Origin of the sequence: Levilactobacillus senmaizukei DSM 21775 = NBRC 103853, from assembly GCF_001592085.1 — a bacterium.
GTDB lineage: Bacteria > Bacillota > Bacilli > Lactobacillales > Lactobacillaceae > Levilactobacillus > Levilactobacillus senmaizukei.
On sequence record NZ_BCWD01000004.1, the window covers coordinates 92,186 to 107,054 of the forward strand.

The window sequence follows — 14,869 nt, forward strand, 5'->3', positions numbered from 1 at the left end:
ATCGAGCTGATGGGCTCGATGGCTTCTTTGCTTACTTTTCTTCGCGAACGATATATTGTGGCCGATGTTTCGTTTCCAGATAAATTTTATTGATGTACTGACCCAAAATCCCTAAACAGAATAATTGAATCCCACCAACTAATAAGAGGATAACGACAAGCGACGGCCAACCGGCTACGGACCCGCCTACCGTCAATGCGCGAACAATGACGAAGATGAGACCGACGATGGAAAGAATGAAAGATAAACTCCCAATCCAGGTTGCGAGCCGTAAAGGTACGTTTGAAAAGTCGATGATGCCTTCAATTGAGTAGGCGAACAATTGACTGATACTCCAGTGCGTCGTCCCGGCTGCGCGGGGTTGACTTTCGTATTCTAGGTAAGTGGTCTTGAAGCCCACCCAGCTAAAGATCCCTTTGGAAAATCGGTTGAATTCAGGTAATGAAATGACAGTATCCACGAACTGCCGAGTCATTAACCGATAGTCGCGCGCGTTAGGCTCGATCCGAACTTCGGAAATCTTGTTGATGACGCTGTAGAAACTAGAAGATAGGAAGGCTCGGAACTTACTTTGGCCGCGCCGTTCCTTTTGAATGGTTCCGACGCAGTCGTAACCATCATTTTCGATTAAGCTGACCATTTTAGGTAACAACTCCGGTGGATCCTGTAGATCGACATCCATTACTGCCACCATATCCCCGGTCGTGGCTTGTAATCCAGCAGCAAGTGCCGATTCTTTCCCAAAGTTTCGCGAGAACGAGCGAAAGTGGACGGTCTCCGGATGACTCTGGTGTAACTCTTTCATTTCGTCTAAGGTGTGGTCACTCGAGCCATCATCTACGAAAATATATTCCGGCGTTACCGTCGGAGTAGGTGTGTTCATTGACTCGATCACATTGCTAACGGTTCGGTAAAATAGTGGAATTGACTCCTCCTCGTTATAGCAAGGAACGACCAGACTAAGCTTTTTCATCACTGACATTCCTTTCACACAACGTTCTAATCTTACCTCAAATTCAGATGATTGACCATTAAAATTATTTTACATTACTGTACCAGGTTGGCGAATGTTCAGGGTTTCATGGCGTTTGGTTGGTAAAGGAACTGGCGACAGCCTGAAATAAACTGATCACAGCGGCGCGAAATTCCTAAGAATCACCGGATATAATAACATGAGCGAATAGCATCTGCTATAATTGACCTTAAATAATTCTCCGTTGGAGGGAACATTGTGACGAAACCGATTAAAGTAATGACGGTGTTTGGAACCCGTCCGGAGGCCATTAAGATGGCCCCGATCATTTTAGCCATGCAACAACAGCCAGATAAGTTTACGCCCATCACTGTGGTCACGGCGCAACACCGAGAGATGTTAGACCAGGTGCTCGATATTTTCCATATCAAACCAGAATACGACTTAAACATCATGCGACCCAATCAAACTCTGAGCGGAATTACGACTCGAGTGCTGAATCAGCTCGATGACATCTTGACCCAAGCGGCACCGGACATCGTGCTGGTGCATGGGGATACGACGACCACCTTTGCGGCGAGTGTCAGTGCCTTTTATCACCAGACCCTTTTGGGGCATGTGGAAGCCGGTCTGCGGACCTGGGATAAGTATTCCCCATATCCGGAGGAGATGAATCGCCAATTAACGGATATTTTGAGTGATTTGTACTTCGCTCCGACAGAACTTTCACGTGAGAACTTGTTGAAGCAAGCCCATCCGGATGACCACATTTATATTACCGGTAATACCGCCATCGATGCCTTGGCACAGACGGTGGATCCCGATTATCACCATGCGGTGCTCGACCAAGTCCAAACCGGACATCGGCTGATTCTGTTGACCATGCATCGCCGCGAGAATCAGGGAGCGCCAATGCATGCCGTGTTGAAAGCCGTACGGCGTGAGGTTGAGCAGCATCCGGACGTCGAGGTTATCTATCCCGTTCACTTGAGTCCTGCCGTTCAGAAGGTCGCACACGCCGAGCTAGATGGCATGGACCGGATTCACCTGATCGATCCCCTGGACGTGGTGGACTTCCACAACCTCTCTGCGCGGAGCTACTTTATCATGACCGATTCTGGCGGGGTTCAAGAGGAAGCACCATCGCTAAGTAAGCCGGTATTGGTACTGCGCGATACCACAGAACGGCCGGAGGGTGTCACCAATGGGACCCTGAAGCTAGTGGGAACCAATCCCGACAAGGTGACGGCAGCCATGGAGACCCTGCTGAATGATGACCAGGCCTATCAGAAGATGGCTAAGGCTAAGAACCCATATGGGGATGGTCACGCGGCTGAAAGAATCTTAAAGGCAATTGAAGACAAAATCAATGGAGGCAATTTGAATGGCTGAGACGGCGTATGACCGGGCCGAAATTAAGACCACAGAACAATTATCAGAAATCATGCGGGATATTCATCAAGCGGCCCGCAAAAATAATGAACGTTTCGATTATAAGATTCTACGAAATGTTCATTTTGCCAATAAGGTCAAGAATCCCATTACCCAGGAGATGAATGATGGGGACTCTTGGCGAGTGATGCAGATTGATAACCTATTGGTGACGTCCTTTGGGGTCATCAACGTCGAAAGTAAATACTGGCGGGGAATGATTTTCCATGACCTGTCGGACGAAATTTTCTCTTCCAGTCTGGATGAGTTTTCCGCGGTAAATCTGAAGCATCAGTCGAAGGACACAGCGGAAACGTTGACGAAACAGCTAGACCGGTTCTTCTTGCCGAATCTGTCTGAGGAGAACGAGTCTCTGATCCAAGGGTATACCATGAGCCTGGAACAGGAGGGCCGCGGACAACGGTCAATCACGCTGCATACCGGGATTAGTAATCCGGCAACGCAGGCCGAGTTGTCTTCCAAACTGTTGGTTCGTTACATCAACAGTGAGTTAACGATGCACCGTAAGTTAGAAAACAAAAATGACCGGACGATCGACTTTGTTAAACCTCTGGTGTATTACAACTACTATGATCGTTATGAACGGACCAACTCGTTGGTTGTGGGGAATAAAACCAAGTTGAATCCCAACGATGCGTACAACTGTACGGCCGTTGGTAACTACCATGACTTGAAAACCTTTATCGAAACTTTTCGTGAGGCCAAGCGGGTACGTTTCAGCCGAAAAACTCTAGAAAAAATGATCGGTACGTTGAAGTTCGCTGAGGACTACGGGTCGTTTTAAGCGAAAGGGGCGCGACGGGCCTTGTACAATCGTTGGCGTAAACTTATGGGGCCGGTAAAGCACGTGCTCCAAACAATCATTAAACATTATCAGATGGCCAATGTGGGAGATTCGGCGGTTGTGTTGGCCTACTATATATTGCTATCGCTATTTCCGGCACTACTGGTCTTGGCCAGCTTGTTGCCGTACCTCCATATTGAAACCAGCACGGTGCTCAATAATATTGAGCCGATGGTTCCAGAAAGTATTTTTGATATGCTGGCGCCCGCGGTTCACTCCTTCCTGAATAATCGAAGCAGTGGGGTGTTGTCGATCGGGGTGATTGTGGCGCTCTGGTCATCATCGAAGGCCGTTGCCGCGTTTCAGCGGACCGTCAACCGGGCCTATGGGGTTGCAAAGGATCAGAATGCGTTGGTCAATCGGGGGTTGGCATTTTTCTGGATGGTAGCCTTGATTATGCTTTTGTTCCTGGTCATGTTGTTCTTTAGCTTTGGTCAACTGGTGATTGAACAACTGACGCCGCTGTTACACATCCCACATGTGGTTTTGGCCTCGGTCAACGCGGTGAAGTGGCCAGTCACTTTCATCATGGTTTTCTTGGTCCTGATGATTTTGTTTTACCTGGTGCCCAGTGCTAAATTAAAGTTGCGGTTTGTCTGGCCGGGAGCCTTAACCGCCACCGTGGGTTGGTTATTGTTATCCCAGGCATTTACACTTTATATTAAGTATTTCATTCATAACATCGATAGCTATAAGACCATAGGGACTTTTATTGTTTTAATGTTCTGGTTGGATTTCACCGGTCTCATTTTGATGTTTGGGGCGGTGCTAAATGCGGCCATTCAAGAGTTAGTGGTGGGAGACATTGAAGAACGAACGACCTTGCAGGCGTTGTTGAAACGTCATAGCAAGGATAAAGATGATGAAAACACGTAAAAAAGAGGAGCTGTGACGGTCGTCACGGCTCCGTTTACGTTGCAGGTCTGGATATAAAAACAATTGTAATGGGTCGTGCCCGCCTAGCTTTGAGCAGACGCCGTCAGACCACGGGCGAAGATGACGAGACGCTGATGATCGTCGGCATCGGGGGCCAGATCGATCTTGACCGGTTGGGCCCCTTCACGCGCGCCAGTTAGCTGAAAGGCCGCCTCAAAATGGTCGACGGTGGTATTGTAATCGGTCCCGTAATAGGTGTCGCCCGATCCGGCCACGCCGAACACTTGATGGGGCAGGCGAGTTGCCTGTAGGTCTTCGTAAAAGTCGAGGCCCTCATCGGGAAGTGCGCCGCCATCGTAGGTGTAGGCACAGACCACACAAATATCGACCTGCTGAAAGTCGGTGGCGTCCGTCTGGAAAATTTCGCTTTCGGTGACTTGGCATCCTTGGTGCCGTAATTCTTCGGTGACGATCGCCGCCACTTGACGATTATTACCGGTAATGGTGGCATAAACCACGTGGGCCGTCAGCATCCTGTTGCCTCCTTACTGTGTCAGATTTCGGCCTAATTATACCAGGTGGGATGGGCCCTGACTAGGAATCATTAGGTGGGGGCACCATCATGCTGGCGAAAAGATGATCGACTAACTAATCTAGCCCTTTAGGGAACCCTGGCTCTGGGGAGCTGGTAGAATAAATTTTGAGAACAGCGGTGGTTGTTCTTGGTGAAAGGTGTGACGGTAATATTGGCAACAATTACCATGATTGAAGCGCAGAAACGACAAGGTCGATTTAACATTTATGTGGATGGCCATTATGCGTTTCCAGTGAGTGAAAATGTCCTGATTGATTTCCGGTTGTTTAAGGGGATGGAGATTGATAAGGCATTGGAGGAGCAGCTGGTAGCGGCGGATGACGTGTCTAAGGCCTACAATCGGGCGTTAGACTACCTGTCGCACCAGTTACGAACGGAAAAGGAAATTACGGATAAGCTGATTAGTCTAGACATTGAACCGGTCACGGTCGAACAGACCATGAAGCGGTTGCGCGAATTGAACTTGGTTGACGACAGTCACTACGCGATCAGTTACGTGCGGACCATGATGCATACGGGGGACAAGGGCCCTCGCGTGATTCGGCAACATCTCCGTCAAAAGGGAATCGGCGAAAAGCTGATCGATGATGCTCTTCAGGTTTACACGCCCGAGGATCGTTTGGAGATTGGGACGGCTGTGGCCGAGAAGTTGGTCAAGCGCTATCGGCGGCAGGCTTTTGGCACTCAGAAACAGAAGATTCGTCAGGGATTGATCAGTCGCGGTTTTGCGGTTGACGAAGCGAATCAGATGCTGGAAGCATTGGATTTGACGCCGGATGTCGATGAGCAACAGGTCCTGCTAGCTAAGCAGGGAGAAAAGATGTGGCACCGCTATCGGACACTTGGCGATAGTGAGCGTCGTTATAAGACCAAACAGGCCTTGTATCGGAAGGGGTTTAAGCTAGATGACATTAGTCAATGGCTCGCTGATTTAGGGGAATCAGCGGATTAACGCCAACCGTTAAAAGAGTAAGGGGGACTCAGAAATGAAGCCAAAGACTTGGGGAACAGTGGTTGCCTTGGCAGCCGTATTAGGAATTGGTGGCGGCTTGGCCTGGTGGTTTAACGGACAGGCGCAGTCGAAGCCGGCTGCTGTGCATAGCTCATCAGTGGTTAAGCGTAAAGTGGTCCCTAAAAAACCTAAACCGGTAAAAAAGCAACCAGTTGTTAAGCCAAAACCAACGGCTGCCGCCCGGCAAATCGATGCGATCTTACGGGCCAATCGGTTCGTTGGGACCGCATTGGTGATGCATAAGGATAAGGTGATCTTCGATCAAGGATACGGGTATGCCGACGCCACTCAACAAAAGAAGAACGGTCCTAACTCTATTTACCAATTAGCCTCCGTCCAGAAGTCATTTACGGCGGGGATGATTATGAAGCTGGCGGCGGCCCAAAAATTGGCATTGACCGACCCGTTGTCAAAATACTATCCACAAATTGCTGGGTCCAAGCTGATTACCCTACGAGATATGTTGGATATGAAGAGTGGGTTGACGCTGTCAGCCTTTCCGGATAAGTTAGAATCGGAGAACGGCATGTTGAAGTTTGTCCTGCAAAACGTGAATAGCCAACCGAAGCAGATTGGTAAGTGGGATTATTCGCCGGTGAACTTCATGTTGTTAGCGGGGATCATTGAACAGGTAAGCGGGCAAAGTTATCGGCAGTACTTCACGGAAAATATCACACGCCCGTGGCATTTGAAGCATACGGGGTTTGTCTTCAACATGCGACATCGGTCGAGCTATTCTCAGGGTTATCAGAATACTGACATTAACGATGTGGTGCCGAACTACAACCGCCTTTATGGGGAATCCCGGGCGTCCATGTTTTATCAGTTTGGCACGGGCCAGGTCTACATGTCGGTTCACGACCTGTTTGTTGGTGAGCGAAACATGTTATTGGGTAAGTTATATCCGAAGGCTGATGCGGCGGTTCTGTTGAATCCGGGAACCGCCTCAATGTACGGGGGTGGTGCGTACGCCTACCCAGGCTATATCCGTGTTCACGGTTTAGCATATGGTTATGAGGCCACCGCCTTGGTCAGTCGTGATGGGCAGGATGGGGTCATCCTGCTCAGCAACTATTACCGCGCCAATCAGCTCTCACAGGTTCCGGCGGAGAATATTTGGAATCTACTGGAGAGTGGGCAACTTAATTAAGCCGTAGCAGAATGCCGTGACAATGTCGCGGCGTTTTTAGATCGATTAGGTCCGCGGAGTGAGTCGTACTTCTTTCGGTAAGGGCAGACGGATTTATATTCATTCATTGGCGGCGTTAAGGTGAGCCGACAAAGCGGGTGATACCAACCAAGATTTTTCCGTATGAGCGGGGAATGCTGCCTATCCAAATGCGGCCTAATCTGGTATAATATTGAGTGAATTTTTATAGTTACCCGTTACTTAGAAAGTAGGGTTAATACATGACGCGCGAAGCTAGAGGACCTAAGGAAGGCGACTTCATTACGATCAAAAGCTACAAGCACGACGGAAGTTTGCATCGAACTTGGCGCGACACCATGGTACTCAAAACAAGCGAAAACGCCGTCATTGGCGTCAATGACCACACCCTGGTCACTGAAGACGATGGCCGCCGGTGGGTGACTCGTGAACCCGCGATCGTTTATTTTCACAAGCATTATTGGTTCAACATTGTTGCGATGATTCGGGACAACGGGGTGTCGTATTACTGTAACCTGGCATCCCCGTATGTTATGGATAAAGAAGCGCTCAAATATATTGATTATGATCTCGACGTAAAGGTTTTTCCGGATGGGGAGAAACGTCTGCTCGACGTTGATGAGTATGAAGATTTCAGTCAACGGTGGCACTATGGCGCGGAAACCGACCAGATATTAAAGGCCAACGTGTTAACGCTAGTCGATTGGATTAATCATAAAAAGGGCCCTTTTTCCCAGGCTTATGTCGACCTTTGGTATCAAAGATATCAAGAGTTACTCCGCCGCTCGAATGATCAGTAAGGGTTGTCTTCCGTATCACCAGGAGCAAGTCCATTCGTGGCTAGCTCCTTTTTTAGAAAATACATGTTTACTCAGAAAACTTGATGAAAGGGGGACGAAGCCATGAAATGGGTAGCAAATTCGCGGCTGATGTTTTGGTCATTGGAAATTTTAATCGTGGCAACGCTTATTTGGGTTTGTACCAAGATTAGCTTCATGTTTTCACCGATTGGCGTTTTTCTTTCCACCATCTTTGCGCCGCTATTGTTATCAGGGGTTCTTTTTTATCTCTTGAACCCCATTGTTCGATTGTTGGAGAAGGTTCGCTGGAAGAAGTTTCGGATTAATCGGACGGGAGCCGTGACCATCGTATTCCTGCTACTACTAGGTGTGTTGGTTGCCGGCGGGATGTGGGTGGTTCCCCGGTTAGTTAATCAGATTACCAATTTGATTGGTAATATCCCGGACTTCGCCCACGCCAGTGAGGCGGTTTTAGCCAAGGTTATTGATCGGCCGATGTTTCACAATATTGATTTTTCAAAGTACCTCACCCAGATTCAGAGTGCGTTCTCTAAGTACGCTGAGAGCTTCATGAGCGGCTTAACGAACGGTATTGGTACAATCATTGGTACCGTGACGTCCGTGACCGTCACGGTGGTCACAGTGCCCGTCATGTTGTTTTACATGTTGAAGGATGGCGAGCGCTTTATGCCGGCCATTCAGAAGTGGTTGCCAGCTAAGCATGCCGATCAGACGGTGGAATTACTAGGGAAAATGAACGCAACGATTGCCCGTTACGTTGGGGGCCAAATTTTAGAATGCCTGTTCGTTGGGAGCTTCACCGCTATCGGGTACTTCTTGATTGGTGAAAGGTATGCGTTACTTCTCGGTGTCTTCGGCGGCCTTTGCAATCTGATTCCGTACGTGGGGCCCTACATTGGTATTCTGCCAGCCATGATTGTGGCCTTTACCATGAGTACTAATATGGTGATCTACGTGGTGATTGTGGTCGTGGTTGTCCAGCAGATTGATGGGAACCTGGTTTATCCCAACATCATTGGTCGTAGCTTACAAATTCATCCGCTAACAATTATCATTATCTTGCTAGCAGCCGGGAACATTGCCGGCTTGCTGGGGATGATTCTGGCTGTGCCGTTATATGCCGTGGTAAAGACGGTGGTACAATACCTTTATAGCATTTGGCAGTTGGAACATCCGGAAAAACCTGTGGCAGTTCCGGCAGAAAAGTTATCAAGAAAAGACTAACGTTTGCGGTTTCAAGTTGACGTGACCGCTGAATATGCTAGTATTTAACTTGTTATTGGATTTTTACGAGCACCCTTGCCTAAGCGACAGGGAGACTAACCAGATAAAGTAGGAGATTCTACATGAAAAAAGTAATTACGTACGGAACGTTCGACCTTTTACATAAGGGACACATTCGGTTGTTGGAACGGGCCAAGGCACTTGGTGATGATTTAACCGTCTGCGTGTCATCCGACGAGTTTAATGCCGAAAAGGGTAAGCGGGCTTACACCTCTTACGAAGACCGGAAGTACATTCTTGAAGCTATTAAATACGTTGATCGCGTGATCCCTGAAAAGTCTTGGGATCAGAAGATTAAGGACGTCCAAGACAACGATATTGATATCTTTGTGATGGGCGACGACTGGAAGGGTAAGTTTGATTTCCTGAAAGATTACTGTGAAGTGGTTTACCTACCACGGACCGAAGGTATCTCAACCACCAAGATCAAGCATGATCTTGGCTTGACGGAAGAAGACGACTGGAAGGAAGAAGAGTAGCGTGAGAACAATCCTTAGTCGCAGACTAGGGATTTTTTCGTAATCGGCATAGATGGAGGCAAAGCAATGCAGCAAATTATCTTTTTAGTAACGTCTTTAGATAGCATTCATAAGCCTAACTTTTCTAAACAGCTATTGAAGGCTTTACAAGAGCAAGTCCCCGTCACGGTACTGGTGACGGTGATGGATTTTGCCGCAACCTGGACGGTTCGGGAGTACCTGAATCGATTGGTAAAACACCATGCGGATGTGGCGAACGTGAAGTTGGTGACCTTGGCGGACTTGTTTAGCCAGGAAGCTGGGCTCGCGTTGACCGCTGACGAACGGCATGCAGCCCAGCTCGACCAGCTTGACGAGCGGTTGTTTGCGGACAGCGAGGAACAGGTCAAGCGATACCTGCGGGCAGGTCACCTTGTGGCCGAACTACGGCAACTGGATAATGAGACCCCAATGGTGCTGCGCCAGTACCACAGCGATCAGCTCCAACAAATTGATACCTATGGTTTAACGGGCACTGTCATTGGGATCGAGAAGATTCAAAATGAAGTGGCGCAAACGAGTTACCTCCTGAATGAAAAGGGTGAAGCTGTGCTCCGGTTTGTCCGTCACGATCGACCAGTCGAGCAAGTCTACAATCTGAGTACGACGTCGGCGATGCTAGCGACTAAATTTGGCGATGCCAAGCAAAACGCGACGATTGCCAATATGACGCAGCGGGATCGTGACAAGGCCAATGAAGAAGCCATCGACCACACGTCGATTGTTTCCACGACGGAAACCTACTTTGGCGTCTTGGTCTACGCAAACTACCGGCGCTTTGATAACCTGTATGCTTTTTATCAAGACGTTTTGAGTAAGATGATGACCCCTAAGACCTGTCTTTACGTGGACTTGGGGATTAACGCGGCCTTCTCACCGCAAATGCCGAACCAGCTGATTTTTAACTACTAAGGAGTTTTTCCATCGTGCGTGCGATTTTATCTGGATTACATCATAAAAAGAATATACAGGAGTTGGAACTGGAACTCATTGACGTCCCAGAACCCTTCGATGATTTAGCCGTCACCTTCCTGGAAAAGCAATCGCAGGCATCCCTCACGATTCCGATTAGCAAGGCCGTTAGTGCGGACGTTGTGCGGATCAAGGTGGATGCCAATGATCTGCAGTATCAGACGGGAAGTCAGAGTGAGTTCAGCTGGGAAATGTATTTGAACCTGCGACAACAACACACCCGGGGGCTGATTCAGGTCGAGAGTGAATACCTGAGTGACCGGCATCAGTTGACGTTGACCAGTTATTATCAAGTTAACAGTGACGCTAATGGGATGGCGGTATTCAATATGCATACCCAACAGGCCGACGATGAATTTACGATTAAGGCCATTAATTTGCAAGACGACCAGCTCCAGATTACGGGGCCTAGTCGGATTAATAATCAGCCGATTGACAATCAGCGGTTGGTGTTAAAGAACGCGTCGGCGGACAGCACGGCTGAATGGCCCATTACTCATATGAGTTTACATGGGTTGTTTCTGGGAACCATTCCGTTGTCCGATCTCGCCGCAGACACCACCCAGCAACTGTTTATCCGCTCGACTGTGAATGGGCAAGACCTTGAGCAACGAGTGGTCATGTCGCAGTCATTGGCGGGGCAGGTGACCCAAACGATTACGGCCGGTCACCGGCTGGTCATGATTGAGAAACGGTATGATAACGGAATTCGGGTTCAAGAGACAGCCGCACCGACCGTCCCAGAACGAATCGCTGCCGTCCCCGGTAAGGTCGGGGGGGTCACGCGCTTTTTAAGTATGTTGATGGACAAGGTGAACTTGGTCTACATGCGGCGGTTATTCAAGCGGGGACACCGGCCATATGACCAACCGACTTTGGTCTTTGAGAGCTTCGGTGGGCGTCAAGTCAGTGACTCACCCTATGCCATCTATCTTTTGTTCAAACAACTTTATCCTGGATTTAACTTTATCTGGTCCATTGACCGGTCACAGAAACATTTTTGTAAGGAAAATGATATTCCTTATGTGATTCGGCGGACGTCTAAATGGGTTCGCGTTCTGGGAAAGGCAAGTTTCTGGATTAGTAATGCGCGGTTCCCATCATGGGTTAAGAAGCCGCAATATTTGACTTACATCCAGACCTGGCATGGAACACCACTGAAGAAGTTAGGCCTGGATATCGAAAATGTTTCGATGCCGGGAACTACGACGGCTAAGTATCACGTGAACTTCGTGCGCGAAGCTAATCGATGGGACGCCCTGGTTTCGCCGAACGACTATTCTACCCGGATCTTCCGATCGGCTTTTGGTTATAACAACCAGATCCTGAAGGTTGGTTATCCGCGAAATGACGAACTGATTAATAGCACGCCGGATGATGTGACTGCTTTGAAGCAAGAGTTGGGGATTCCATTAGATAAGAAGGTCGTCTTGTACGCCCCAACATATCGCGATAACCAATTTGCCGAGAAGGGGAAGTATACCTTTGAACTACCATTCTCACTGGATGAATTCCAAAAGCAGTATGGAGATGACGCCGTGCTGGTCTTGCGGATGCATTATCTGATTTCTAATGCTTTGGACATTAGTGGGTATGAGGGTGTCGTCTTTGACTTTTCCAATCACCCCAACATTTCTGATCTCTACTTGATCAGTGACATGCTGATCACGGATTACTCGTCCGTCTTCTTCGATTTCGCTTACTTGAAGCGGCCAATCCTATTCTACCCGTATGACTACCATATGTATAAGGATGAACTGCGGGGGTTCTATCTCGATTACGAGAAGGATCTGCCGGGTGAGATCGCTCAGAATGAAACGCAACTGTTGTCGCTGATTGGGGATAAGCTTGCAACGCCAGATATGAGCAATAACAAGAAGTTTATGGACTTCTATCGACGTTTTTGTTCGATTGACGATGGGTTAAGTTCTCTGAAAATTGTGAACTACGTGATTCAACAAATTCAAAAAAATGGTTAATCAAAAAACGCCTGAGACAAGCTCTCAGGCGTTTTTATTGAAATGAAGTACTTGGTGATAGGCGTGCTTAGTTAACTGATCGGCGTGTTGCGGGGTGACGACCTTATCAAAGTAGCTTTGCAAGACGTAGTGATAGTCACGGTGAATCCGTTTGATATCGGGATGCTGTTTGGCTAGTTGTTGCTGGGCATCCTGAGCGTGTGTCAGGGAGGCCTTGGTTTGATTGGTGTGTTCAACCAGGTAAGTTACATTTTTGCTGGCCTTCTTATCATTTGGTGCCACCGGCTGGTTGGCCGTTCGGGTGCTAGCCAGTGACTGCCGCATGTTGCTAGTCAGGCTGGTAGCCTCATAATATTGATTCTTCTTGAGCCGGACGTTATCGTAAGTCTTGAACATCAAGACGTTGAGGAGGACCGCACTAACGGCAATTCCGGCGCCGCAGATGATAATGGTCATTGGCGATCGCAATGATTGCCGCCGTTTTCGCGCGATAATCAGGCTCACTAAGCCACCGATAACAATCAGTGCACCTAGTCCAAATAAAATTTCGATCAAGATGGCTTCAGAACTAGCCGACATACTTTCACCCGTTTCTAATTGATAAACTTCGTTCCCCTATCATACCACGAAATGGCAGATTGCGGGATGGCCTCAGCGGCAACCGTGAATTGTTGGGTTAAATGTGTTAAAATCAAAGCGCTGTGTAAAAAAATAAAATGACACGAACGAATTAAATCGAAAATAAATTTTGTGAGGATGAACTATGACTGAAAAAACTTTAGCACCAGCGGTCGACAAACGACGCACCTTTGCTATCATTTCTCACCCCGATGCTGGGAAGACGACCATTACTGAACAATTACTTTTGTTTGGTGGGGTTGTTCGTGAAGCCGGAACCGTAAAGGCTCGTAAGAGTGGTAACTTTGCTAAGTCCGACTGGATGGAAATTGAACAAAAGCGGGGAATCTCCGTGACGAGTTCCGTCATGCAATTCAATTACCAGGGTAAGCGAATTAACATTTTGGACACCCCAGGACACGAAGACTTTTCTGAAGATACGTATCGGACCTTGATGGCCGTGGATTCGGCGGTCATGGTCATTGACTCGGCGAAGGGAATTGAGCCGCAAACCAAGAAGTTGTTTCAGATCTGTAAGATGCGGGGGATTCCGATCTTTACCTTCATGAACAAGTTAGACCGTGACGGACGTGATCCCATGGACCTGATTGCCGAATTGGAAGATGTCTTGGGCATTGAAGGCTATCCTATGAACTGGCCGATTGGGATGGGGAAGGAATTGAAGGGCCTGTATGACCGGCATCATCATCGGGTGGCCCTATACCGTCCCGATGCCGATGGGGAACAGTATCTGCCCCTGAATGAAGCCGGTGATTTGGCCGAACCTAATGATCTGCAAAACGATGGCTGGTATCAGGATGCTCGTGACAACATGGAACTGATTGAAGAGGCTGGTAATGACTTCGATGAGGCTAAGATTGCCAGTGGGGATCAGACACCCGTGTTCTTTGGTTCGGCCTTAGCCAACTTCGGGGTGAAGACGTTCCTGGAAACCTATTTGCAATACGCCCCCAAGCCAGCCGAACATACCACTGAAGCGGGCGACACCGTCAAGCCCACCGATCCAGAATTCTCAGGCTTTGTGTTCAAGATTCAAGCAAACATGAACCCTAATCATCGGGATCGGATTGCATTTGTTCGGATCTGTTCCGGAGAATTTGATCGCGGGATGGACGTCATGCAGGAACGGACGGGCAAGAAGCTTCGTCTGTCCAACGTGACGGAATTCATGGCCGATACCCGGGAAAACGTGGAAACCGCCGTTGCCGGAGATATCATCGGGCTGTACGATACCGGGAATTTCCAAATCGGGGATGCTATCTATACCGGTAAGCAGGCGATCAAGTTTGAAAAGCTCCCACAATTCACGCCAGAACTCTTTGTCCGGGTCACGGCAAAAAATGTGATGAAGCAAAAGTCTTTCCACAAGGGGATTAATCAACTGGTTCAAGAAGGAGCCGTGCAACTCTACACGTCCTATTCCACTGGTGACTACATCTTGGGTGCCGTGGGTCAGCTGCAGTTCGAAGTCTTCCAGTTCCGAATGCAAAACGAGTACAACTCAGAAGTCATCATGGAACCAATGGGGAAGAAGACGGCGCGGTGGATCAATCCAGAACAGCTGGACGAACGGATGTCATCGTCCCGGAACTTACTGGTTAAGGACAATCAGGGCGAACCCCTCTTCTTATTTGAAAACCAATTTGCAGAACGGTGGTTCAAGGATAAGTATCCCGATGTTGAGTTAACAGCTAAGTTATAAATCTAATGGTCGTCCCGATCGGGCGGCCATTTTT

The 14,869-nt window shown here is 48.4% G+C and carries 14 protein-coding genes; 11 read left to right on the forward strand and 3 right to left on the reverse strand.

Annotation, left to right across the window (positions count from 1 at the left end; all coding sequences use genetic code 11):
• Positions 1 to 31: 31 nt before the first annotated feature.
• Positions 32 to 973, reverse strand: coding sequence for a glycosyltransferase family 2 protein (locus LSE01S_RS02635; protein ID WP_061776074.1), 942 nt, complete (start codon positions 971 to 973; stop codon positions 32 to 34).
• A 258-nt stretch (positions 974 to 1,231) separates the two neighbouring features.
• Between LSE01S_RS02635 and wecB the strand changes: the two genes are divergently transcribed.
• The 3 genes from wecB to LSE01S_RS02650 are packed head-to-tail and all read left to right on the forward strand — an operon-like array spanning position 1,232 to position 4,145.
• Positions 1,232 to 2,365, forward strand: coding sequence for a non-hydrolyzing UDP-N-acetylglucosamine 2-epimerase (gene wecB / locus LSE01S_RS02640; RefSeq protein ID WP_156470451.1), 1,134 nt, complete (start codon positions 1,232 to 1,234; stop codon positions 2,363 to 2,365).
• Complete coding sequence (locus LSE01S_RS02645; protein WP_061776075.1) at positions 2,358 to 3,209, forward strand: nuclease-related domain-containing protein; 852 nt, start codon at positions 2,358 to 2,360, stop codon at positions 3,207 to 3,209. The genes wecB and LSE01S_RS02645 overlap by 8 nt, the downstream gene beginning before the upstream one ends.
• A gap of 21 nt (positions 3,210 to 3,230) precedes the next feature.
• Positions 3,231 to 4,145, forward strand: coding sequence for a YihY/virulence factor BrkB family protein (locus LSE01S_RS02650; protein ID WP_235808291.1), 915 nt, complete (start codon positions 3,231 to 3,233; stop codon positions 4,143 to 4,145).
• Positions 4,146 to 4,228: 83 nt separating this feature from the next.
• Here LSE01S_RS02650 and LSE01S_RS02655 read toward each other — a convergent pair whose 3' ends face one another.
• A complete protein-coding gene (locus tag LSE01S_RS02655) occupies positions 4,229 to 4,678 on the reverse strand; it encodes a flavodoxin (RefSeq protein WP_061776077.1) in 450 nt (149 codons plus the stop codon).
• A 210-nt stretch (positions 4,679 to 4,888) separates the two neighbouring features.
• Between LSE01S_RS02655 and recX the strand changes: the two genes are divergently transcribed.
• The 7 genes from recX to LSE01S_RS02690 all read left to right on the forward strand — a co-directional run bounded on the left by recX (position 4,889) and on the right by LSE01S_RS02690 (position 12,494).
• On the forward strand, positions 4,889 to 5,692 hold the full coding sequence (gene recX / locus LSE01S_RS02660; RefSeq protein ID WP_235808292.1) for a recombination regulator RecX: 804 nt from the start codon (positions 4,889 to 4,891) through the stop codon (positions 5,690 to 5,692).
• Positions 5,693 to 5,726: 34 nt separating this feature from the next.
• Positions 5,727 to 6,902 carry a serine hydrolase domain-containing protein gene (locus LSE01S_RS02665; protein ID WP_061776078.1) on the forward strand — a complete coding sequence of 392 codons (1,176 nt, stop codon included), beginning with the start codon at positions 5,727 to 5,729 and terminating at the stop codon, positions 6,900 to 6,902.
• 260 nt (positions 6,903 to 7,162) lie between these two features.
• A complete protein-coding gene (gene ntdP / locus LSE01S_RS02670) occupies positions 7,163 to 7,720 on the forward strand; it encodes a nucleoside tri-diphosphate phosphatase (RefSeq protein ID WP_061776079.1) in 558 nt (185 codons plus the stop codon).
• A 102-nt stretch (positions 7,721 to 7,822) separates the two neighbouring features.
• Positions 7,823 to 8,965 (forward strand): AI-2E family transporter, encoded by a 1,143-nt coding sequence (locus LSE01S_RS02675; protein WP_061776080.1) that lies wholly within the window; start codon positions 7,823 to 7,825, stop codon positions 8,963 to 8,965.
• 122 nt (positions 8,966 to 9,087) lie between these two features.
• Positions 9,088 to 9,504, forward strand: a complete 417-nt coding sequence (tagD, locus tag LSE01S_RS02680) for a glycerol-3-phosphate cytidylyltransferase (RefSeq protein WP_061776081.1) — start codon at positions 9,088 to 9,090, stop codon at positions 9,502 to 9,504.
• 66 nt (positions 9,505 to 9,570) lie between these two features.
• Positions 9,571 to 10,455 (forward strand): hypothetical protein, encoded by an 885-nt coding sequence (locus LSE01S_RS02685; protein WP_061776082.1) that lies wholly within the window; start codon positions 9,571 to 9,573, stop codon positions 10,453 to 10,455.
• Positions 10,456 to 10,469: 14 nt separating this feature from the next.
• Complete coding sequence (locus LSE01S_RS02690; protein ID WP_061776083.1) at positions 10,470 to 12,494, forward strand: CDP-glycerol glycerophosphotransferase family protein; 2,025 nt, start codon at positions 10,470 to 10,472, stop codon at positions 12,492 to 12,494.
• A 24-nt stretch (positions 12,495 to 12,518) separates the two neighbouring features.
• On the opposite strand, the gene LSE01S_RS02695 is transcribed toward LSE01S_RS02690, so the two are convergent.
• Positions 12,519 to 13,073, reverse strand: coding sequence for an ABC transporter permease family protein (locus LSE01S_RS02695; RefSeq protein WP_061776084.1), 555 nt, complete (start codon positions 13,071 to 13,073; stop codon positions 12,519 to 12,521).
• A gap of 184 nt (positions 13,074 to 13,257) precedes the next feature.
• Here LSE01S_RS02695 and LSE01S_RS02700 point away from each other — a divergent pair, with 184 nt between their 5' ends.
• Positions 13,258 to 14,835 (forward strand): peptide chain release factor 3, encoded by a 1,578-nt coding sequence (locus LSE01S_RS02700; RefSeq protein ID WP_061776085.1) that lies wholly within the window; start codon positions 13,258 to 13,260, stop codon positions 14,833 to 14,835.
• Positions 14,836 to 14,869: the final 34 nt, after the last annotated feature.

Excerpts from the sequence above, each read along its gene's own strand:
- LSE01S_RS02645 (WP_061776075.1), top strand. The coding sequence starts at position 2,358 with ATGGCTGAGACGGCGTATGACCGGGCCGAAATTAAGACCACAGAACAA.
- LSE01S_RS02695 (WP_061776084.1), bottom strand. The coding sequence starts at position 13,073 with ATGTCGGCTAGTTCTGAAGCCATCTTGATCGAAATTTTATTTGGACTA.
- tagD (WP_061776081.1), top strand. The coding sequence starts at position 9,088 with ATGAAAAAAGTAATTACGTACGGAACGTTCGACCTTTTACATAAGGGA.
- LSE01S_RS02635 (WP_061776074.1), bottom strand. The coding sequence starts at position 973 with ATGAAAAAGCTTAGTCTGGTCGTTCCTTGCTATAACGAGGAGGAGTCA.
- LSE01S_RS02675 (WP_061776080.1), top strand. The coding sequence starts at position 7,823 with ATGAAATGGGTAGCAAATTCGCGGCTGATGTTTTGGTCATTGGAAATT.
- LSE01S_RS02685 (WP_061776082.1), top strand. The coding sequence starts at position 9,571 with ATGCAGCAAATTATCTTTTTAGTAACGTCTTTAGATAGCATTCATAAG.
- LSE01S_RS02665 (WP_061776078.1), top strand. The coding sequence starts at position 5,727 with ATGAAGCCAAAGACTTGGGGAACAGTGGTTGCCTTGGCAGCCGTATTA.
- ntdP (WP_061776079.1), top strand. The coding sequence starts at position 7,163 with ATGACGCGCGAAGCTAGAGGACCTAAGGAAGGCGACTTCATTACGATC.
- LSE01S_RS02700 (WP_061776085.1), top strand. The coding sequence starts at position 13,258 with ATGACTGAAAAAACTTTAGCACCAGCGGTCGACAAACGACGCACCTTT.
- LSE01S_RS02655 (WP_061776077.1), bottom strand. The coding sequence starts at position 4,678 with ATGCTGACGGCCCACGTGGTTTATGCCACCATTACCGGTAATAATCGT.